Consider the following 20,386-nt stretch of genomic DNA (forward strand, 5'->3'; position numbering starts at 1 on the left):
TATATTGACTCATGTCGATATAACTCGCAACCGTGGTCATCCGCGACGAGATCAGCCGACAGCGACCGGCCGCAGCCCGATCTGAAGGACCGATGGCGCGGCGCAGCAGCTTCCCGAGCTGTCGTCGAAGCCGCCGGAACCACCGCAGACGCCCGTGTCGGGCAGCACGAGCTCATTGCGCGCGGCGGCCTCGTGGTCTCCGGCGAGGTGCGCGACGACACTGCGCACCTGCTCGTACCCGGTCATCGCAAGGAAGGTCGGTGCACGGCCGTAGGACTTCACCCCGACGATGAAGAAGTTCTGCTCCGGCTGGGCGAGCTCCCTGGCCCCTGTCGCACCCACCGAACCGCAGGAGTGGATGTTCGGGTCGATCTGAGAGGCGATTCCGGCGACGGCGTCGAGGGTCGGATCGAGGTCGATGCGCAGTTCCCGCAGCATCTCCGCGTCCGGACGGAAGCCCGTGAGCGCGAACATGTGCGCGATACCCGAGACCTCGCGTCCGTCTTCGGCGACGACCGTCAGCATCCCGTCGTCTCGACGGAACTCGGCCACACGGAAGCCCGTCACGAGATCCACGAGTCCGGAATCGATCACACTGCGGGCGCGGGATCCGAGAGCGGCACGCTCCGGGAGTTCGTCACCGGCGCCGCCGCCGAAGACGTTCGCGGCGCTCCCGCGGCGCAGCATCCAGGTCACCTTCGTCCCGGGCGATCGGCGGGCCAGTTCGCTCAGCCGCAGGACCGTGTGGATCGCAGAATGCCCGGCCCCGACGACGGCGACGTGGGACCCGGCGAGCGCGGACACGTCATCCGGTATGCGGTACGAGATCGATTCCGACGCCTGATTCTCGCCGAGTGCCGGGAATCCGTCCGCGCCGGCAGGATTCGACTGGCCCCACGTTCCGCTCGCGTCGATGACGGCGCTGGCGAGCACGCGCGACTCCATGCCGACGCCGTCGACGGTGTGCACCACGAACGGCTGGCTCCTGCGTCCGCCGTCGACGACCTTGTCGCGACCCCGGCGCGCGATGCCGGTGACCGTCGTCGCATACCTGACACGCTCCCCCAGCGCATCGGCGAGCGGTGCGAGGTAGTCGTTCACCCATTCCGCTCCGGTCGGGTATCCGGATGATGGTGCAACCCATCCGGTCGGCTCGAGAAGACGGCGGGCCGCTCCATCAGTCAGCTCCGGCCACGCCGAGAACAGGCGCACGTGGCCCCACTCGGACACCGCGCTCGCCGGGCCATCGCCACGTTCGACGACGACGACGTCGACGCCCCGCTCGACAAGGTGAGCCGCTGCGGCGAGACCCTGCGGGCCCGCTCCGATGACGACGACAGGATGCTCGGACATCACTTCTCCTCAGATTGAGAAACTTCAATATGACGACTGTCACGCACCTATCGAAGAATGTCAATACGTGTAAGACTATGGTCGTGAGCCTGCCCACGACCATCGAGACGAGCACCTGCTGCGTGCCTCGCGTCACCTCCTCGCTCTCCGCTGAGGATGCGGAGCGGGTTTCACGTGTGTTCAAGGCGCTGGGCGATCCAACCCGAGTGAGACTGCTGTCGCTGATCGCGGCCGGGGACAGCGGCGAGGCATGCATCTGCGACCTCACGGATCCCGTCGGCCTCTCACAGGGCACCGTCTCCCATCACATGAAGCTCCTCACGGACGCCGGCCTGGTCACGCGGGAACAGCGTGGCAAGTGGGCGTACTTCGCACTCAACGACGGCGCGCTGGATGCGGCCGCCGACGCGCTCCGCCCGGCATGACCCGGATGTGGACCGCGCCCCAACGGCCGCGCGGCCTCAGGCGCGGCTGAAGCGGATCGTGACGATCTGGAACGGGCGCAGTTCGAGCCGCACGCCATCGCCGTCGCCGTCGACAGCGACGCCGTCGACGGCGACTTCGCGTTCGAGCAGATCCGTCTGCCGAGCGTCCGCGAAAGCGAACCCGGTCGTGAGCGTCGCCTGCGCCCGAGTCCCCAGGGCTTCGTAGAGGCGCACCACGAGGTCGCCACTGCCGTCCTCGGCGAGCTTGACCGCCTCGACGACCACGCCAGGGCGGTCGACGATCACGAGGGGCTCGATCGTGTCGACCGCGGTGTTCTCGAGACGACGAGCGGGGAGATTGATGTGGTAACCCTCGGCGACCGTCTCGGCGACATCCGCGCCGATCACGAAGCCGACTCGCAGCTCGTGCAGGCCCTCGTCCTGCGCAGGGTCGGGGAACAGTGCCGAGCGGATGAGCGACAGCCGCGCGACCGTGATGGTGCCGCCTCGCTCATCGCGCTGTTCACGCGTGATGTCGTGACCGTACGTCGAGTCGTTGACGATCGCGGCACCGAAGTCCGGCTCCGAGACCCGGATCCACCGGTGGGCCACTGTCTCGAACCGCGCGGCGTCCCACGACGTGTTCGTGTGCGTCGCTCGCTCGATGTGTCCGAACTGGATCTCCGACGCGGCGCGATCGGTGTGCAGGTCGAGCGGAAAGGCGAACTTGAGCATCTTCTGCTTCTCGTGCCAGTCCAGCTCGAAGGCGAACGACAGCACGCGCGAGTTCTCGCGCAGACTGATCCGCTCGGTCACGGTGGATGCTCCGAACCGGCGCACGACCACGAGGGAGGCCCCGTCGACCTCGACCGAGGCTGCCTCGGTCAGGTCGGTGACGGTGTTGCGATAGTGCACGTCCACATCCCAGGCATCCCACTGCGTGGGAGTGTCCCGGTGCAGCTGAAGAAGGCCCACGGGGCGGCCGGGCACCACGAGGTCCCGGCCCGAGGCGATGTCGACAGCCGAGACGACGAGGCCGCGATCGTCCACCGTCGCCCGGACGATGCCGTTGTCGAGCACCCATCCAGCGGCACCATCGCGGCGAGGCTCGACGTCTTTCGCACCGTCGCCCGCACCGGCGCCGAGCGCTGCGACACCATCCCTGACATGCGGAGATGCGTTCGCGACGAGTGTCCCCGCGCCTTCCCCGGCGAGCGCCCGCAGGCTGTCGCCGATGATCTCCTCGAGCTCGCGCGCCACGAAGGCGTAGTTGCGTGCGGCGTCCTGATAGACCCACGCGATCGAGGACCCGGGCAGGATGTCGTGGAACTGCTGCAGCAGGACGGTCTCCCAGACCCGCTGCAGCCGCTCAGCGGGATAGGCGATGCCGAGGCGCACGCTCGCGGTCGTGGCCCAGAGCTCCGCCTCGCGCAGCAGGTGCTCGCTGCGCCGGTTGCCCTGCTTGGTGGCGAGCTGGCTCGTGTACGTACCGCGGTGGAATTCGAGGTAGAGCTCACCCGACCAGACCTCGGGCTGGGGGTACTCGGCCTCGGCCGTCTCGAAGAACCTCCGAGGAGTGCTGTGCACGACGCGGGGCGACCCTTCGAGCGATTCGGTACGGGCAGCCGCCGCCGTCATCTCGCGCGTGGGTCCTCCGCCGCCGTCGCCGTATCCGTAGGGAAGGAGCGAGACCGTGGCGCGGCCCTTGTCGGCGAAGTTGCGCTCGGCGTGGGCGAGCTCATCCGCGGTCACGCGCGAGTTGTACGTGTCGACGGGCGGGAAGTGCGTGAACAGCCGCGTGCCGTCGATGCCCTCCCATTGGAACGTGTGGTGCGGAAACTTGTTCGTCTCGTTCCACGAGATCTTCTGCGTCAGGAACCAGCGGATGCCGGCCGCCTTGGCGATCTGCGGCAACGCGCCCGAATACCCGAAGGAGTCCGGGAGCCATGCCTCCGGTGTGTCGATCCCGAACTCACGCAGGAAGAACGACTTACCCGCCACGAACTGCCGCGCCATCGCTTCGGACCCCGGCATGTTGGTGTCGGATTCGACCCACATGCTCCCCACGGGGATGAAGCGCCCCTCGGTCACACGGGCGCGGATCCGTTCGAACAGGTCGGGGTAGTACTCCTTGATCCACGCGTACTGCTGGGCACTGGAGGCGACGAAGACGAAGTCGGGGTCTTCGTCCATGAGGGACAGGACGTTCGAGAAGGTACGCGCCACCTTGCGGACCGTCTCGCGCACCGGCCACAACCACGCGGAGTCGATGTGCGCGTGGCCGACGGCGTGCAGCGTGTGGACCGACGCGGACGCAGGCTTCGCCAGCACCGGGGCGAGGACCTCACGCCCGGCAGTGGCGGTCCCGGCGACGTCGTCGGGGTCGACGACATCGATCATCCGCTCCAGGGCGACGAGGATGTCGGCGCGCCGCGGGGATCCGTCGTCCAGCTGCTCGACAAGACCACGCAGCGCGCGCGTGTCGGCGAGCAGATCCGCGACCTCGAGGTCGCGCAGACGCACGTCGATGTGGCGCAGCGTGTAGATGGGGTCGGTGCCCACGGTCGCGAGATCTCCGACGGGAGTCGGATCGAACGTGAAGAGGCTTCCGACATCCGGATTGGAAGCCGCCTCGATGTAGACGTCGATGCCTCCCGCCTCGTCCACCGCTTCGGCGACCGCGTTGTTGAGCGGAGCGATCCCGCGGACGGGCCTGCCCGCGACATCCCACACCATCGCCTCGCACTGGAAGCCCGGCTGACCCTCGGTGAAGCCGAGATCGACGACGATCTCGGCTCGTGTGCGCGACGGCAGCGCGCCGTCAGCATCCCGCCATGATGCGGGCACGCCGCCCTTCAGGCGGAACCAGGTCGTCCCCCACGGGCGCCCCCACAGCTCGCCGGGGGCGATCGGCGAGTACTCGCCCGCTGCGGCCTCCGCGAACGGAACGGGCTCGCCGGCCGCGTCCCAGTGCGTGGCGGCGACCGGTGCGGACGCGCGGTGGATCTGGGTCTGCAGTCGCTCGCGGACGAAGCGGTCGACGCGGAGGAGGGCAAGTCGGGAACGGTCGTGCATTGGAGGCTCTTTCAGGAGAGGAAGGGACTGGGTCAGCCCTTGACGGAACCGGCGAGCGCGAAGGACGAGCCGGAGAGTTTCTGGACGATGACGTACAGGACGACCATCGGCGCCGCATAGAGCACCGAGTACGCCGCGAGCTGGCCGTAGGCGATCGTGCCGTACTGGCCGAAGAAGTTGAAGATCGACACTGCGGCGGGAAAACGATCCGAGGTGAACAGGAGCACGAACGGGACGAAGAAGTTCCCCCACGCGCCGGTGAAGACGAAGATGAACACCACGCCGATGCCCGGTCGCATGAGCGGCACCACGATGCGCGCCAGGGCCTGCATCGAACTCGCGCCGTCGACCCAGGCGGCCTCCTCGAGCGAGATCGGCACGGAGTCCATGAAGTTCTTCAGCATCCAGATCGCCATCGGCAGTGATGTCGCCGACATGAACACGATCACTCCCCACGTGGAGTTGAGGAGACCGAATGCCACGAAGAGCGAGTAGACCGGCACCATCATGGCCGTGATCGGCAGGCCTGTGCCGAAGAGGATCGCGTACATGAACGGCTTCTGGTACCGCGCCGCGTACCGCGAGAGCGGGTATGCCGCCAGCAGCGAGACGAGCACCGTGATGACCGCGGTGCCGAGGGAGATCAACACCGAGTTGAGCAGCGGCAGCCACGTGAGCTCCCAGGTCATGACGCCCGTGTAGTTGTCGAGCGTCCACGACTCCGGAATCCGCATAGAGACGGTGGCGTTCGCGTCGAACGACGCGAACACGACCCACAGGAGCGGCACGAGGAAGAGCACGCCGATGATGCTCAGGATGATGGATGCCGTCACCGTGTGAGCACGCTTGCGCGGGGCCGACACGCTCAGGGACTTCCGTCCTGGGGCGACGATCGTGCGCGTCTCGGTCATGGTCTGCGCGGCCATTTCAGTCCACCTCCGGCTTGAGCACACGAATGTAGATGATGGAGAAGACAGCACCGATCAGGAGGGTCACGGTGGCGATCGCCGTGCCGTATCCGACCTGGGCGAACTTGAAAGCCTCCTGGTATGCGAGCACGGGCAGCGTCGCCGATGCCGAGCCGGGCCCGCCCCCTGTCATGACCCAGATGAGGGTGAAAACGCCGAGCGTCTGGAGTGTCGTCAGGAGGAGATTCGTCGAGATCGAGCGCCGGATCACTGGCAGGGTCACCTGGGTGAAGCGCTGCCAGGCGTTCGCTCCGTCGATGGTCGCCGCCTCGATGAGGTCTGGCGGCACCTCGGCGAGCGCCGCGTTGTACACCAGCATCGAGAAGGCCGTCCCTCGCCAGATGTTCGCGACGATGACCGCCAGCATCGGCAGATGGTAGAGCCATGCGGTCTGCTCCATGCCGAACCAGCCGAGCACCGAGTTGAGCGTGCCGTCTTTGGCGAAGAAGGCGTAGAGCGCGAAGGCCGCCACGATCTCGGGAAGCACCCAGGCAAGCACGACGATCCCGCTGACGAGGGACCGCACGGGCCCCGCCGAGCTGCGCATGAGCACGGCCAGCAGCATCCCGAGCACGTTCTGGCCGATGACCGCGGACGCCAGGACGAAGACGACCGTGAGCACGAGCGAGTTCCAGAATTCGGCGGAACCCAGCAGCTCGACGTAGTTGTCGAGTCCGACGAACTGCGGGTTCGCGGCGCGCGGGCCGGTGAGGGCACGGTCGGTGAGCGATCCGTACAGCGAGTACACGATCGGACCGAGCATGAAGGCTGCCAGCAGCAGCACCGCGGGAACGAGCGGCAGCAGGCGGAAGACTGCACGGCTCGGGCTGCTGCGCCCGAGCCGCGCGACGGCGGCGGTGGTCACGAGGCGATCAACCCGCCTGGGTGTTCTCTTCGCCGACGATTCCGATCAGCGCCTCGTCGTACGCACGCTGCGCGTCCTTCGTCGATGACTGTCCCGTGATGACGGACTCGGTCGCCACCGGGATGTTCGACGAGATCTGCGAGTAGTCGGGCGTCGCCGGCCGGAAGTGCGTGTATTCGACGAGCGACGAGAAGAACTCGAATGAGGGGTTGTAGTCGAGATACTCCTGGCTGGCGGCCACGTCGGAGCGCACGGCGATCTGTCCTGCCTCCTGGTGATAGGTCAGCGCGTTCTCGGGTGTCATGGCCTGGGCGATGAAGTCGAAGGCTGCCTCCGGGTCGTCGGCATTCGCGCCTACTGCGAGCGTCCATCCACCCGACATCGACGTGAATCCATCGCCGCCGCCGTCCTGGGTCGGCATGGCGGCGAGGCCCATGGTCTCCTCCCACTCCGGCCATGCGTTGTCGCCCGCGATCCAGCCGCTCGTAAGCCAGGAGCCGTCGATCGCGATCGCCAGCTCGCCCTGCGGAATGAGCTCGTTCTGGACCTTCGATCCCCATCCTGGGTCGAGCGCGTCCGCGGGATCAGGGGCGAGGCCCTCTTCGAAGGCGGTCTCGTAGAAGCCGAGCGCGTCGAGGAATCCGGCCGACTCCGTCACCCATTTGTTCGAGGAGGAATCCATGAGCTCGTCATCCGTGCCGTACATCAGCATCTCGAAGCCCTGCATCGACGTGGCCTCGCCGAGGGTCTTCGACGCATAGATGTTCAGCGGCGTGACGTCCGGGTTGCTCTCCTTGATCGCGCGTGCGGCTTCGAGGATGTCCTCCCACGACTCGGGCTTCCAGTCCGCAGGGAGACCGGCGGCCTCGAAGAGGTCCTTGTTGAAGTAGATGCCTCGCGTGTCGGTGCCGAGCGAGACCCCGTATGTATCGCCGTCATCGCCCACGCCGGCCTGCTTTGCGCCGTCGTCGTACAGATCCCAGCCATCCCAGTCGGCCAGGTACTCGTCGATCGGGAGGAGGTAGCCGGCGGCGGCGTCGGAGCGGATCTGGAAGGTGTCCTCGTAGATGACGTCCGGCGCGGTGTCTGCCGAGCCGTTCATGAGAGCGAGCTTGGTGAAGTACTGATCCTGCTCGGCCTCGATCGGCACGAGCTCCACCTTGCGGTCCGGATACTCCTTCTCGTACTCGGCCTTGACCGTCTTCATGAGGTCATCCATAGCCGTGAAGGACGAGGTCTTCTGATAGGCGATGCGCAGAGCGTCGTCGCCGCTCGACGCGCCGCCCGAGCAGCCGCCCAGCGCGATGGTCAGGCCGCCGACGGCCAGGATGCTCAGTCCGGTCAGTGATTTCTTCATCGGAGCTCCTTTGCTCACTCTTGGTGCGCAACATCGCGCCTGCATTATTCAAACATATTTAGATATTCTGTCAACCCTTTCCCGCTCGAGGAGGGCAGGGTCAGGACGCGCTGATCATCAGATCGGATGCGCGAGCCGTGAAGGCGCCGTCCAGCACCAGGCATGCCGCTCCCGCCGCGGCGAGATCCGTACCCAACCGCGCCTCAACGAGGCGAAGGGGGCGCGTCGTCGTGATCTGCGCGATCGCAGGCAGGAGGGCGCGCAGCGTCGGCTCCAGCACCTCGCTGAGCCGGCTCCAGACCGGGCCCCCGATCACGAACGTCCCGGCGTCGAGCATGTTGTTCGTCAGTACTATCGCCCGCGCCAACACTTCGGCTGCATGAGCGCACACCGCGAGAGAGCGGGCATCACCGTCCTGCGCACGTGTGCGCAGATCGTCGATGGCTGCGCGCCTCGCCCCCCATGGGATGTCGAGCGAGGCGGTCACCCCCGCTTCGAGGAGCAGCCGTTCGGGTGCGACGGTCACCCCGAGACAGCCGTGCTGCCCGCATTGACACAGGGGGCCGCTCGGATCGATGAGGAGATGCGCGATATCGCCGGCATTTCCCGTACGACCCCGGACGGCGTCGCCGTCGATGGCCACGCCGAGACCCACGCCGGCGCCGTAGTACAGGAGCGCGGCATCCCTGAGCGCGTGATCCGCATCCGCCCACAGCTCGCCGACCATGGCCGCGACGACGTCCTTCTCCACCACGACCGGCAGACCTGTCGCCTCGCTCAGGAGATCGCGCACGCGAGTGTGGTGCCAGTTCGGGAGCAACGGCGGCGTGAGCAGCATCCCCGTCGCGTCGTCGATCGGGCCCGGCACTGCGATGCCGATGCCGAGAACGCGGTCAGGCGGCACGTCGGCGGATCTCAGGAGCGTATTCGTGCTCTCGGCGAGCGCAGCGATCAGATCCGGTGTCGAGTCGGTGTCCTCGGGTGGCGTCTCCATATGCGCGACGATGCTCCCCGAGAGATCGAGCACGACGAAAGTGTCTATCGATGGATCGAGATGGATGCCGACGGCGAATCGTGCGCTGCGGTTCAGTCGGAGCAGGGTCCGTGGCTTGCCTGGACCGGCGACGACGCGCTCACCCTCGACGATCAGATCTGCCTCGGTGAGTCTGCGGGCGACGTTGCTGAGCGTCTGCGCGGACAGACCGGTGAGTTCCGCGAGCTCGATCCGGCTCACGCCCGACGGTGAGCGACGGATCATGTCGAGCACAAGGGTCTGGTTGTACGTCCCGACGGCGGGCATGTTGGATCCGCGTTTCATGCTTCCTCCCGGGCGCGCACTGTCGCTCCCGCAGACACTACCCGTCATGCAGGTGATTGCGGTTTCCAGAAGTAGACGCGACGGCGGGAGTCGAACCCGCAACGCCCTCAGGTATGAACTGGAGCCCGGGACCACCCGGACCGCCGCGATGACATCGACGTTACCCGGCCGTGACTTTTCTGACCAGGGTCCAAAGCTGAGATAACCGTATGAGTCAGTGGATGACGACGCATTTCAGCTGGGCCTTGCGCTGATGCTCAGCGGCGAGCGGCGGGGAGCGGGGCATCCAGCGCGCGAAGCGCTCGTTCCAGTACTTCGCGCAGCTCCGCGCGGTGCGGCTCGGGAAAATCAGTCGTGTACTCGACGCCGGCCGGGATCCACAGCATTCCATACAGCGCCTCACGCCAGTCCGATCCGCCGATCGGCCACCGGGCATGCGTCTCGTCCTCCGCTGACGCACCCTGCGCCCACACGCCGAAATGCTGGTCCATCTCGCGGAGCGCGAGTTCCATCACAACGTCCGCCTCCACGTTCTGGGGAGACCACGACGAGGCGAGGAGGACGCGCTCCGCGACTTCCTCCTCGGAGATGGTGCGCGGCTCGAACAGCAAGCGGGTGTGCTCCACCGATTCGATCCGGTCGACACGGAAGGTCCTCCAGTCCTCCCGGTCGACGTCCCAGCACAACAGATACCAATTGCGCCCGGCCGACGAGAGGGCATGCGGTTCCACTCGGCGAACGCTCTCCGTGCTGTGGCGATCGGTGTACCGCAGTCTCACCCGTTCGCGATCGCGTGACGCCAGGGCGAGCTCACCGAGTACGACCGGCGACACCGTCGGCCCCTCCCCCATCCGCGCTGGATGAACCGATGCGGCGAGCGCGTTCACCCGGCTGCGCAGCGCCGAAGGCAGCACCTGCTCCAACTTCGCGAGAGCCGTCAGGGTGACCTCAGGGCCGCCGACCAGCTGCTGGGTCGCCGCCACTCGCAGCCCGATCGCCATCGTGACCGCCTCATCATCGGTGAGGAGCAACGGCGGCACTGCGCTCCCCGCCTCGAGCCGGTAGCCACCGGCCACGCCGGGCGTCGACTCCACGCGGTACCCGAGGTCTCGCAATCGGTCGACATCTCTGCGGACCGTGCGCTCGGTCACGCCGAGTCGCATCGCCAGTTCGGTACCAGGCCAGTGCCGATGCGTCTGCAGGAGATTGAGCAGGGCGAGGGCGCGGGTGGTCGTGTCGGACATGTCCTTCAGATTGCCAGATCTTGCGGACAGGATCTGTCCGCATCATTTTCTACTCTGCATCCATGGCACACGAACCGATCATCGAAACCGAAGGCCTCAGCAAGGTCTTCACCGTCAAGAGGGCGCAGGTCGCGGCGGTCAGCGACCTCACCTTCACCGCAGCCCGCGGCGAACTCGTCGCCTTCCTCGGGCCGAACGGAGCCGGAAAATCGACGAGTCTGCGGATGCTGACGACACTCATCCCGCCGACGTCGGGCACCGCACGCGTCGTCGGGCACGACATCCGCCGTGACCCCGCCGCTGTGCGGGCGCGCATCGGCTATGTCGGTCAACTCACCAGCGGCAGCTTCGCCCAGCGCGTGCGCGATGAACTGCTCAGCCAGGGCAAGTTCTACGGCATGAGCAAGCGCGACAGCATCCGTCGCGCCGACGAGCTGATCGCGTCGCTGGATCTCGGCAGCTTCGCGAACCGCGCAGTGCAGCAACTCAGCGGAGGGCAGAAGCGCCGACTCGACGTCGCACTCGGTCTGATGCACGCCCCACCGCTGCTCTTCCTCGACGAGCCGTCGACCGGGCTCGACCCGCAGAGCCGGGCGAACCTCTGGGATCACATCCTCGAACTCCGCCGGCAGCACGGCACGACCGTCTTCCTCACCACGCACTATCTCGAAGAAGCCGACCGTTACGCCGAGCGGGTGATGGTCATGGACAAGGGCCGCATCATCGCAGACGACAACGCCGCCGCTCTCAAGGCGACACTTGCCGGCGATGTGCTCACCTTCGGGTTCACCGACCCCGAGCAGGCTACGCGTGCACGAGGCATCCTCGGCGACCTCGCCCAGACGGAGATCAGTCAGCAGGACGCAGCGCTCTCGCTCACCGTGCCGAACGGCGATCGGCTGCTGCCGGCGGTCGTACGGGAACTGGATGCCGCCGGTATCTCGGTTCGCAGCGCGACGGGAGTGCCTCCGACGCTGGATGACGTCTTCCTCGCTCTCACCGGGCGCACGCTGCGCGAAGCCGGCGAGGGCGCAGGCGCCGACGACGCACCCGATGCAGACACCGCAGCATCCATCGCCTCTGAGAAGACAGGAGTCCTCTGATGACCACCGACACCCTCGTGCGCTCGAACCTCGCGCGCGACAGCTGGAACGTCCTGACCCGTGAACTGAAGCCGGTGGTCCGTGACCCCTTCTCGTTGATCTTCAGCCTGCTGCAGCCTCTGGTGTTCCTCGGGCTGTTCGCGCCGCTGCTCATCGGAGGCTCGGGTGAGCCCGCCGGGGAGACCCTGCGCTGGTTCGTCCCCGGCGTGCTCGTCATGCTCGTGCTCTTCGGCACCGGTGCGACCGGATCGAACCTGCAGTACGAGATCAGCACTGGGTCCCACGAGCGCACCCTCGTCGCACCTCTTGCCCGGCCGTCTCTGCTGATCGGCCGCGCGCTGAAGGAGGTCGCGCCGATCGTGGTCCAGGCTCTGATCATCGTCCTCATCGCCTGGCCGTTCGGGTTCGTGATCCACCCGCTCGGCCTTCTCGTCGGCCTGGCGCTGCTGGCGGTGTTCGGGGTGGGGCTCGGGGCCCTGTCCTACTCGTTGGCGCTCGCGTCGAAGAACCGGGAGTGGCTGTTCTGGGGCGTGCAGCAGACACTGATCTTCCCCCTTCTGATCCTCTCCGGGATGCTGCTCCCCCTCGATGACGGGCCGGGCTGGATGCGGGCGGTCGCCGCCGTGAACCCGGTGAACTGGGTCGTGCAGGCCGAGCGCGCACTGCTCTCCGGCGACTTCGCGAGTGTCACGGTGGCGTGGGGATGGATCTCGGCGGTCGCGGTCGCGATCGTCGGACTCGTCGTCGGCGTGCGGGCGATGCGTCGCAGCAACTGAGGATCGGAATTGGGATCAGGCTCTTTGCGGCGCCGGGGCACAGGTCTGGCGCCGCAAGGAGCGAGTTTAGACTGGAGGGATGAAGTTGCCACCCCTCCTCGTCTACTCCGTGCTGCGGCTACTGGCGTTCCTCGTGCCGCTCGCGGTGATGTGGTTCTTCTTCCCGATCATGCGCGAGCTCTGGTGGCTGACGGCGATCTTCGCCGCGCTGATCGGCATGAGCATCTCGATCCTGTTCCTGCGGGGACCCCTCTCGGGTGCATCATCCGAGATCTACGAACGCCGCGAGACCCGCACTGCGCCGGGTCGGCAGAACACGGCGGCACAGGATGCCGACGCCGAAGACACTGCGCTCGACTCGGTGGCAGACGAGGATCGTCCGCCGCGCGAGAACTGACTGCTGCTCAGCCGGCGAATGCCCAGTAGAGCGCACCGGCGTACGCGAGCGCGGTGAGCGACGTGAGGCCGAGGGCGACGACGAGCTCACGCGACTGGCGGTACGACCAGACGATGATGATCGCGGGGATGCCCGCGAGCAGTGCCATCAGCGAGAGCCACGCGATCGGATAGAGCAGAGCGATGAACGCCGCGATCAGGAACGGCACGACCATGAAGAGCGTGTAGACGATCTTCGTCGCACGGCGTCCGATGAGCACGGTGAGGGTGCGCTTTCCGACCTGGCGATCCTGGTCGATGTCGCGCAGGTTGTTGGCGAGCAGCACGGCGCACGCGAAGAGTCCTGTCGCGACCGCGCCCAGCCACGCCTCCTGCGGCAGCTGGAATGCCTGCACCCAGGTGGTGCCGAGCGTCGCCACCAGTCCGAAGAACACGAACACGAACACCTCGCCGAGGCCGAAGTATCCGTAGGGCCGCTTGCCACCTGTGTAGAACCAGGCGGCGACGATGCACACGGCACCGACCGCCAGCATCCACCACTGACCGGTGCGGATGACGATGCCGAGCCCGACGAGGGCGGCGAGCGCGAAGAACGCCAGCCCGATGATCAGCACGGTGCGCGGACGCACGCGGCCGGACGCGGTGAGACGCGCTGGCCCGACGCGATGGTCGTCTGTGCCGCGGATGCCGTCGCTGTAGTCGTTCGTGAAATTCACGCCGATCTGGATGAGCACGGCCACCGCGAGGCACGCGAGGGCGATGACCCAGTGCAGCTCGCGATCGACGAGCTGTGCCGCACCAGTGCCGATGACGACGGGGGCGACGGCGAGCGGCAGGGTGCGCAGGCGTGCGGCGCCGATCCAATCGCGAGCCGTGATGGGCGGCGCTTCGACGATGGGCCGGCGGGCCGGGTTGCCGCTGGTGCGGACCGGCTTCCGCTTGGGTGCCGATGTCTTGCGCTTCGAGGATGCTGCCACGCAGGGAATCTTAGTCGTCGAACCCGTGGCACCCCGCGCTCAGCGGCGTGTGAAGGTCAGGTGGATCACGCCGCTCTCGGCGACTTCAGCGCTCGAGTCGTAGTCGTTCTCGATGCCGCGCAGGCCATCCCAGATGCGGCCACCGCTCTCGAGGATGATCGGGACGACGGCGAGGTGGAGTCGGTCGATCAGGCCCGCCCGCAGGAACTGCTGCACCACGTCGAGTCCGCCACCGATGCGTATGTCCTTTCCACCCGCGACCTCGCGCGCACGCGCCAGCGCCTCCTGCGGCGTCGCCTCGAGGAAGTGGAAGGTCGTGCCGCCCGCCATCTCGAGCGAGCGCCGTGGCGTGTGCGTGAGCACGAACACCGGCACATGGAACGGCGGCTCATCTCCCCACCAGCCCTGCCAATCGGGGTCGTCAGGATGCGCGTGCAGGCCGAACATCGCGGCACCCATGATCTCGGCGCCCACCTCTTCGAAGTACGCACGGCCGTAGTCGTCGTCCATACCGGTCGTACCTTCGCCGCTCGTATCGCCCAACACGCGATTGCGGAAAGTGCGCGTCGCGGTGTACTCCGCGACGAGACGCGGCCAGTCCTCCCCCATCGGATTCTCGGGCGACTGGTCCGATGGCGAGGCGATTCCATCGAGCGAGATGTTGAGATCGGCGCGTACGGCCATGTGCTTCTCCTTGAAGTGGGGGTGTCAGAGGTTCGGTTTGGTGTCTTTGCCGTCGAGCCACAGGGTGTCGACGGCATCCGCGTGGGTGCCGCCGGTGCCGACATGCTTGGAGCTGATCTGCGGCCCCTTCGTGATCACGTGCACGAGCGCCATGCCGTGCCCGCGCCCGAGGTCGTAATCGACCTTGAGCCACTCGAGGATCGGCGTCGCCTTGGTATGCGCGTCGAAGCCCTTCTCTCGTGCGAGGTCGACGAGCTGGCGCGGTGTGAGTCCCGTCTTGGTCTCGACGGCGTCGAGGTAGGCCTGAAAAGACATCTGCTTCTCCTTGGTGAGCGATCAGTCGAGGAAGGTCTGGATGATGGTGGGTGAAGCGTGGATGCCGAGGATGCGGAGCATCCCCTCGCCGACGTTGGTGAAGCAGTGCGGCACGCGCGCAGGACCGGTGGCAGTGTCTCCTGCCCGAGCGACGAAGGTCTCATCGCCGACGGTGATACGTGCGGTGCCTTCCAGCACCACCCATGTCTCAGAGTAGGGATGCCAGTGCAGGCCTGGGCCCTCGCCGGGCTGATTCTCGACGTAGAAGTACGACACGTCTGCGCCGTGTTCGGCGCCGACGAACCGGCGCGAGCGGCCGGCGCCTATGCGGATGGCGCCTGCGGCGACTACCCCTTCTGAGGTTGATGCGGTGTTCATGCGTCCAGTCTCGACAGCACGGCGGCATCGTCCTAGAGTTTCGATGTGGATCGAAACACGGTGGCCGATCGTCCGGCCGAGGGCGTCGAGCATCCTGAGCATCGAGTCGAGTTCGAGCTCAGTCCCGGCGACATCCAGTCCGTGCGCTTCGGCATCTCGCCGGGTCACGAGCTCGCCCATGCGGTGCGCGTGCTGCTGCGGCCCGAACAGCATCCGCTGCAGTGGGGCTGGTTGCGCGAAGTGCGGGGGCGACTCCCCCGCGACAGCTTCGAGCTGCTCGCGGCCGTCGTCGGCGAAGACGGCTATCTGCCGGACTTCCTCACGGCCGCACCGCGATGGGACATGACGCCCGGGTCCGAGCTCGAGGCGCTGCGATCGGCACCGCTCGAACCGATGCGGGTCGACTTCGGGAAGATGGTGCTGCGATCCACCGGATCGCGCCGGCGCGCGCTGCGCGAGATGCAGGACCGACCGGCACGTGCGCGAACGATGATCGCCGCCGCCTGGCAGGACGTGTGGGATGCCGCGATCGCACCGGTGTGGCCGCAGCTCGAACGCCTGCTGCGCGCCGACATCGCCGTGCGCTCGCGCACGATCGCCGCCTCGGGTATCTCGGGGATGGCCGACGACCTGCACCCGAATGTCAGCTGGGGTGCAGGAGCCGTGCGCGTGCGACTGCGCAAGCACAGCGAGCAGGTGGACTGCCGCGGAAGCGGACTCGTGCTCGTCCCCTCGGTGATGTCGTCGTGGGGATGCATGGTGCTCACCGAGCCGCCCGCCCAGCCGACGCTGTTCTACCCGGCACGCGGAGTGACGGCGGGCTGGACGCGCAGCGCGACGGAGACCGCAGACGCGCTCGGTGCGCTGCTCGGCTTCGCGCGCTCAGCGATCCTGCTCGCAGCGAGCGACGCCCGAACGACGTCGCAGCTCGCACAGGATGCCGGGATCGCCGTGTCGACGGCATCCCATCATCTGACGGTTCTGCGCGCCGCCGGTCTCATCGCGAGCGAGCGAGCCGGCGCGCGGATGCTGCATCTGCGCACTCCGCTCGGGGAGGCGATGGTCGGGGCGGCGCTCTGAATCAGTCCGCGGGCTCGACCGCGATCGGGCGGTTCTCGTAGTACGTCTGCAGCACGACGGTGGTGTGGGTGCGCACGTTCGCCGCCAGGCGCACCTCATTCACCAGCTGCTCCAGCGCGCGCGGCGACGCCACCCGCACGAACAGCATGTAGCTCGCGTCGCCGGCGATCGAGTGGCACGCTTCGATCTCCGTGAACGACTCGAGCAGCTCCGGAGCGTTGTCGGGCTGGCCTGGATCGAGCGGAGTGATCTCGATGAACGCCGACAAGGGCTTGCCGAGCGCCTCCGCATCGAGGATCGGGCGATATCCGCTGATCACGCCGCGCGACTCCAGCCTGCGCAGTCGCGTCTGCACGGCCGAAGTCGACAGTCCGACAGCCTCCGAGAGCTGAGCCAGGGTCGCTCGGGCATCGCGCGAGATCTCCGTGATGATCTGACGGTCGACAACATCCTCCATGGTGGAATAATATCGGCATACTCACTATTTCGCCGGATATTTTCCGCTGCGCCATCGATCGGAGGTCCCGATGTCCACTCCTCTTCGCAACACTGCCATCATCGGCGAACCCGAGGTCGTCGAAGACGCCGCTCTCGCGGAGACGACGGACGCCTGGCTGACGTTGAAGGACGCCGCCATCGCACTGCGTGGCCTTCAGATCAAGGACGGGTCGGTCCCCTCCGCTGAGCACCACGCCGCAGCTCGAGAGCACGTCGCGGCGATCATCGCCGGCATCCGCGCGCTCGCGCCCGCCTTCCCGCACGATGCGGACTACCTGGCAGCATCCGTCCTGGACTTCGAGCGCTGGGCCACCTCCGATTTCGGCGTGCCCGACTTCCTCGACTCGCTCGTGGCGTTCCAGCCGCAGCAGCAGCGTGTCGACGGCATCCGTCACCTCATCGTCTTCCCGATGTACACGCAGAATGGCTCGCCCGACCGGCTCGTCGAGGCGCTGATCGTCGAGGCGATCTGGCCGGAGTTCATCGCCGAGCTCGAGGCGGGCGACTACGGCAACAAGCTGTTCGTCTCGCTGCGTCTGATCGACTTCACGCCCGGATACGACACGAACTCGGCTGTGCTCTTCCCCGAGACCGTCGCGATGCGGGAGATCCCCACGTTCACGTGGGGCGCGATCTTCCAGGACCGCGAGGCCGCCCGCTACCGGCGCGTGGTGCGCGCCGCATCCGAGATCACCAAGCTCGACCTGCCGGCAGAGGCGGCGCGGATGCTGGACGGCCACGACCTCACCGAGAAGACGTTCGTGATGTGGGACATCATCCACGACCGCACGCACATGCGCGGCGATCTGCCGTTCGACCCGTTCATGATCAAGCAGCGGATGCCGTACTTCCTGTACTCGCTGGAGGAGCTGCGCTGCGACCTGACGGCGTTCCGCGAGAGCGTGGCGATCGAGAAGCGGCTGTCTGTTCGTGACGACCTGACCGCGACCGAGCAGCAGACCCTCGAACACGCCGGCCTCGTGCAGTACGCGGTGATCTTCGACCGGATCTTCCGGTTCGCGATCACGGGCTCGCGGGTGCGGAACTACGACGGCCTCGGCGGTCAGCTGCTCTTCGCGTGGCTGCACCAACATGGTGTGCTGCACTGGACCGACACGCAACTGACGTTCGACTGGGCTGAGGTTCCGGATGCCGTGATCGCGCTCAGCGACGCGGTGAACGAGCTGTACTGGCGTTCGATCGATCGCCCGAAGAAGGCGCATTGGCTGGCCGCGTACGAGTTGGTGCGCGGCGTGCTGACGCCGAACCCTGCATCCATCTGGGCGCGTGGGCTGTCTGATGAAGTGCTCGCGGGCCTTCCGAAGGGCTACACCGACATGGTGCTGGACGACGAGTTCCCGCTGTCGATGTTCTTCGAGGCGCTGGAGAAGAAGATGCGGCCGGTGATCGAGTCGACCGCGGGGATCCGCGCCACTGATGCGTAGCTTCGGCGTGCACGGTTCCGGACGTGTGGTCGTCGTCGCGGGCGCGACGAGCGCAGCCGGTCTAGCCGCCGCGAGGGCGCTGGTCTCGGCGGGCGCTCGCGTGATCGCAACGGGACGATCGGGAGATCGCCTCGCTGCGGTGGCGGATGCCGGGGCCGAGGTCGTTGTGGCGGATGCGACGTCCCTCGCCGAAATGACCACCCTGGCCGCTCAGCTCGGTCAGGTCGACGGCGTACTGTCCCTGGTCGGCGGATGGCGCGGGGGCGGCGGCCTCGCCGGGCAGTCCGACGAGGACTTCGATGCGCTTCTGCCCGTACTGCAGGCCGTGCGTGCGACCAGCCGTGCCTTCGACCAGGCGCTGCAGGCGTCGGATGCCGGGCGCTTCGCGATCGTGTCGTCCACTGCGGTGGCGCGCCCGCTCGCAGGCGGGGCGAACTACGCAGCAGTCAAGGCCGCGAGTGAGGCGTGGGCACGTGCCGTGGCGCACGGATTCGCGAAGTCTGCGCGGGATGCCGGTGGGCCTCTGCGCACAGCATCCGTCATCTTCCGGGCGAAGACGCTCGATGCTGGATCGCTCGCGAATGCGGTCGTCGGCCTGTGGGATGCGGACGCTGCGGACCTCAACGATCGGGTGATCGAGCTCTAGGAGCGCGGTAGCTCTGGCGGCATTCCGCGCACGAGCGGCGGCGCCTCGAACACGGATGTGTCGGAGGCGCCGGCATCCGACGCTGCGTCGGCGTCCACGGCATCCGCCCCACCGACCGGCTGCGCAGGTGCCTGAGCGTAGAGCTCGGTGAGCTTGCGGTACGAACGGGTGAGGAACGCCAGCAGAGCCACGACGACCATGATCAGCCCGGCGAACAGGCAGATCAGTGCGATGCCGCGTGCCTCGCCGTCGCCCAGCAGCCATCCCCACTGCTGCTGCCCGGCGCGCGAATCCATGTACGGGATGATCGCGAACTCGGCGATCGGAGCGATGAGGAACGCCGTGATCGGGGCGGCTCCTGCTTCCATCGCGGCCGCGACGCCGAACACCCGCCCCTGACGCTGGAAGGGGACGACCTTCTGGATGATGGTCTGCTCCGACGCCTCGATCAGGGGCACGAGCATCATGTAGAGCCAGATTCCGATCGCGTAGAGCGGCCACCATTCGCGAAGCATGAAGACCGCGCCGAGCAGTCCCATCACGATCACGGCGAGCAGCATCGTGCGCATCGGCCGCTTGCCGAGGCCGAACTTCGCCACCAGCGCGCCACCGATGAGGAATCCGGTGGAGGTGACGCCTAGTACGATGCCCCACATCTCGACCGAGAACAGCGTCAGACCGTATGGGTCCATCAGCGCCATGTACACGCCGCCGATGAGGTTGTTGAACGTCGAGAAGATGATGAGGGCGAACAGCCCCGGTGCGAGACGGATCGCCTTCACGCTGCCGCGGAAGTCGAGTGCGCTCGGGGAATCGGGATCGGGCTCCGGTGTCCCCTCGGGAATGCGCACGAAGAGCAGATGCACGAAGCTGACGCCCATCGCGACGATCGCGATCACCAGGGTGCCGCCCATGCCGAGGAACCCGATCGAGAGGCCGGAGAACACGCTCGTGACCATGAACGCGATGCCCTGCACTGTGCCCACGAGGCCGTTCGCGTTCGCCCGCTTGTCTTCTTCGACCAGCAGCGTCACAGTCGTCGAGAGCGCGATGTTGCGCAGCTGCTCGATCACGCCGCCGAACAGGATCACGCCGGAGAACAGCCAGAACCAGGGACCGCCGAGATTCAGCAGGTCGCTCTCGGGGAAGAATAGGTACAGCACGCCGGCGACGCCGAACGCGACGGCCGACACCACGCTCGACAGCAGCATGACCGAGTGCTTCCGGTGCCGGTCGACGATCGTGCCGAACACCATGGCGAAGAACGCGACGAACAGCATGTAGGCGCCGCCGATGATGCCTGTGGCCAGCACCGACTGCGTCTCGATGTACACCCAGAACGTCAGGGCGAACCAGAGGAAGCTCGTCGTGACGTTGGCGATGAGGGTGTTGATGAGGACGTTCGCGAAGGCCGTCCCTGCGGCGGTGCGCTTCATGGCGTAAAGCGTATTCTTCGCCACCGACATCCGACATAGGCTTATCG

General features: G+C 67.0%; 20 protein-coding genes and 1 tRNA gene. 7 read left to right on the forward strand and 14 right to left on the reverse strand.

Features of this window, described 5'->3' with window-relative positions; genetic code table 11:
• Positions 1 to 51 precede the first annotated feature (51 nt).
• Positions 52 to 1,353 carry an FAD-dependent oxidoreductase gene (locus tag IEV67_RS00475; protein ID WP_188434574.1) on the reverse strand — a complete coding sequence of 434 codons (1,302 nt, stop codon included), beginning with the start codon at positions 1,351 to 1,353 and terminating at the stop codon, positions 52 to 54.
• 77 nt (positions 1,354 to 1,430) lie between these two features.
• Here IEV67_RS00475 and IEV67_RS00480 point away from each other — a divergent pair, with 77 nt between their 5' ends.
• Complete coding sequence (locus tag IEV67_RS00480; protein WP_188434575.1) at positions 1,431 to 1,778, forward strand: ArsR/SmtB family transcription factor; 348 nt, start codon at positions 1,431 to 1,433, stop codon at positions 1,776 to 1,778.
• Positions 1,779 to 1,814: 36 nt separating this feature from the next.
• Here the strand turns inward: IEV67_RS00480 and IEV67_RS00485 are convergent, their stop codons facing one another.
• From IEV67_RS00485 to IEV67_RS00515, 7 genes are all read right to left on the reverse strand, one after another.
• Positions 1,815 to 4,853, reverse strand: coding sequence for an alpha-mannosidase (locus tag IEV67_RS00485; protein ID WP_188434576.1), 3,039 nt, complete (start codon positions 4,851 to 4,853; stop codon positions 1,815 to 1,817).
• 32 nt (positions 4,854 to 4,885) lie between these two features.
• Positions 4,886 to 5,779, reverse strand: a complete 894-nt coding sequence (locus IEV67_RS00490; RefSeq protein ID WP_188434577.1) for a carbohydrate ABC transporter permease — start codon at positions 5,777 to 5,779, stop codon at positions 4,886 to 4,888.
• A gap of 1 nt (position 5,780) precedes the next feature.
• Positions 5,781 to 6,686, reverse strand: a complete 906-nt coding sequence (locus IEV67_RS00495) for a carbohydrate ABC transporter permease (RefSeq protein WP_229702585.1) — start codon at positions 6,684 to 6,686, stop codon at positions 5,781 to 5,783.
• Positions 6,687 to 6,693: 7 nt separating this feature from the next.
• A complete protein-coding gene (locus tag IEV67_RS00500; protein ID WP_188434578.1) occupies positions 6,694 to 8,043 on the reverse strand; it encodes an extracellular solute-binding protein in 1,350 nt (449 codons plus the stop codon).
• 100 nt (positions 8,044 to 8,143) lie between these two features.
• Complete coding sequence (locus IEV67_RS00505) at positions 8,144 to 9,361, reverse strand: ROK family transcriptional regulator (RefSeq protein ID WP_188434579.1); 1,218 nt, start codon at positions 9,359 to 9,361, stop codon at positions 8,144 to 8,146.
• Positions 9,362 to 9,436: 75 nt separating this feature from the next.
• Positions 9,437 to 9,509: transfer RNA gene (locus IEV67_RS00510), tRNA-Met, on the reverse strand.
• Positions 9,510 to 9,618: 109 nt separating this feature from the next.
• On the reverse strand, positions 9,619 to 10,605 hold the full coding sequence (locus IEV67_RS00515) for a helix-turn-helix transcriptional regulator (RefSeq protein ID WP_188434580.1): 987 nt from the start codon (positions 10,603 to 10,605) through the stop codon (positions 9,619 to 9,621).
• A gap of 62 nt (positions 10,606 to 10,667) precedes the next feature.
• Here IEV67_RS00515 and IEV67_RS00520 point away from each other — a divergent pair, with 62 nt between their 5' ends.
• The 3 genes from IEV67_RS00520 to IEV67_RS00530 all read left to right on the forward strand — a co-directional run bounded on the left by IEV67_RS00520 (position 10,668) and on the right by IEV67_RS00530 (position 12,881).
• Positions 10,668 to 11,708, forward strand: coding sequence for an ATP-binding cassette domain-containing protein (locus IEV67_RS00520; RefSeq protein WP_188434581.1), 1,041 nt, complete (start codon positions 10,668 to 10,670; stop codon positions 11,706 to 11,708).
• Positions 11,708 to 12,484, forward strand: a complete 777-nt coding sequence (locus tag IEV67_RS00525) for an ABC transporter permease (RefSeq protein ID WP_188434582.1) — start codon at positions 11,708 to 11,710, stop codon at positions 12,482 to 12,484. Before IEV67_RS00520 ends, IEV67_RS00525 begins: the two co-directional genes overlap by 1 nt.
• Positions 12,485 to 12,563: 79 nt before the next feature.
• Complete coding sequence (locus IEV67_RS00530) at positions 12,564 to 12,881, forward strand: DUF4229 domain-containing protein (RefSeq protein ID WP_188434583.1); 318 nt, start codon at positions 12,564 to 12,566, stop codon at positions 12,879 to 12,881.
• Positions 12,882 to 12,888: 7 nt separating this feature from the next.
• Here the strand turns inward: IEV67_RS00530 and IEV67_RS00535 are convergent, their stop codons facing one another.
• From IEV67_RS00535 to IEV67_RS00550, 4 genes are read right to left on the reverse strand one after another with little or no spacing between them, the layout of a single operon-like run.
• The gene (locus IEV67_RS00535) at positions 12,889 to 13,857 is read right to left on the reverse strand and encodes a 1,4-dihydroxy-2-naphthoate polyprenyltransferase (protein ID WP_188434584.1); all 969 of its coding nucleotides are present in this window, start codon (positions 13,855 to 13,857) and stop codon (positions 12,889 to 12,891) included.
• Positions 13,858 to 13,896: 39 nt separating this feature from the next.
• On the reverse strand, positions 13,897 to 14,541 hold the full coding sequence (locus IEV67_RS00540; RefSeq protein ID WP_188434585.1) for a dihydrofolate reductase family protein: 645 nt from the start codon (positions 14,539 to 14,541) through the stop codon (positions 13,897 to 13,899).
• Between the two features lie 24 nt (positions 14,542 to 14,565).
• Positions 14,566 to 14,856: a DUF4287 domain-containing protein gene (locus tag IEV67_RS00545; protein ID WP_188434586.1), complete on the reverse strand. Its 291-nt coding sequence runs from the start codon at positions 14,854 to 14,856 to the stop codon at positions 14,566 to 14,568.
• Between the two features lie 21 nt (positions 14,857 to 14,877).
• Positions 14,878 to 15,234 (reverse strand): cupin domain-containing protein, encoded by a 357-nt coding sequence (locus tag IEV67_RS00550; protein WP_188434587.1) that lies wholly within the window; start codon positions 15,232 to 15,234, stop codon positions 14,878 to 14,880.
• Positions 15,235 to 15,279: 45 nt separating this feature from the next.
• On the opposite strand from IEV67_RS00550, the gene IEV67_RS00555 reads away from it, so the two are divergent.
• Complete coding sequence (locus tag IEV67_RS00555; protein WP_188434588.1) at positions 15,280 to 16,314, forward strand: ArsR/SmtB family transcription factor; 1,035 nt, start codon at positions 15,280 to 15,282, stop codon at positions 16,312 to 16,314.
• A gap of 1 nt (position 16,315) precedes the next feature.
• On the opposite strand, the gene IEV67_RS00560 is transcribed toward IEV67_RS00555, so the two are convergent.
• On the reverse strand, positions 16,316 to 16,771 hold the full coding sequence (locus IEV67_RS00560; protein WP_188434589.1) for an Lrp/AsnC family transcriptional regulator: 456 nt from the start codon (positions 16,769 to 16,771) through the stop codon (positions 16,316 to 16,318).
• A 70-nt stretch (positions 16,772 to 16,841) separates the two neighbouring features.
• Between IEV67_RS00560 and IEV67_RS00565 the strand changes: the two genes are divergently transcribed.
• Both IEV67_RS00565 and IEV67_RS00570 read left to right on the forward strand, forming a co-directional pair.
• On the forward strand, positions 16,842 to 18,257 hold the full coding sequence (locus tag IEV67_RS00565) for a DUF6421 family protein (RefSeq protein ID WP_188434590.1): 1,416 nt from the start codon (positions 16,842 to 16,844) through the stop codon (positions 18,255 to 18,257).
• Positions 18,250 to 18,903 (forward strand): SDR family NAD(P)-dependent oxidoreductase, encoded by a 654-nt coding sequence (locus IEV67_RS00570; RefSeq protein ID WP_188434591.1) that lies wholly within the window; start codon positions 18,250 to 18,252, stop codon positions 18,901 to 18,903. The genes IEV67_RS00565 and IEV67_RS00570 overlap by 8 nt, the downstream gene beginning before the upstream one ends.
• Here IEV67_RS00570 and IEV67_RS00575 read toward each other — a convergent pair.
• Entirely contained in the window at positions 18,900 to 20,339 is a 1,440-nt protein-coding gene (locus IEV67_RS00575; RefSeq protein WP_188434592.1) for an MFS transporter, read from the reverse strand. The genes IEV67_RS00570 and IEV67_RS00575 overlap by 4 nt on opposite strands.
• Positions 20,340 to 20,386: the final 47 nt, after the last annotated feature.

This window comes from Microbacterium murale, assembly GCF_014635185.1.
Classification (GTDB): domain Bacteria; phylum Actinomycetota; class Actinomycetes; order Actinomycetales; family Microbacteriaceae; genus Microbacterium; species Microbacterium murale.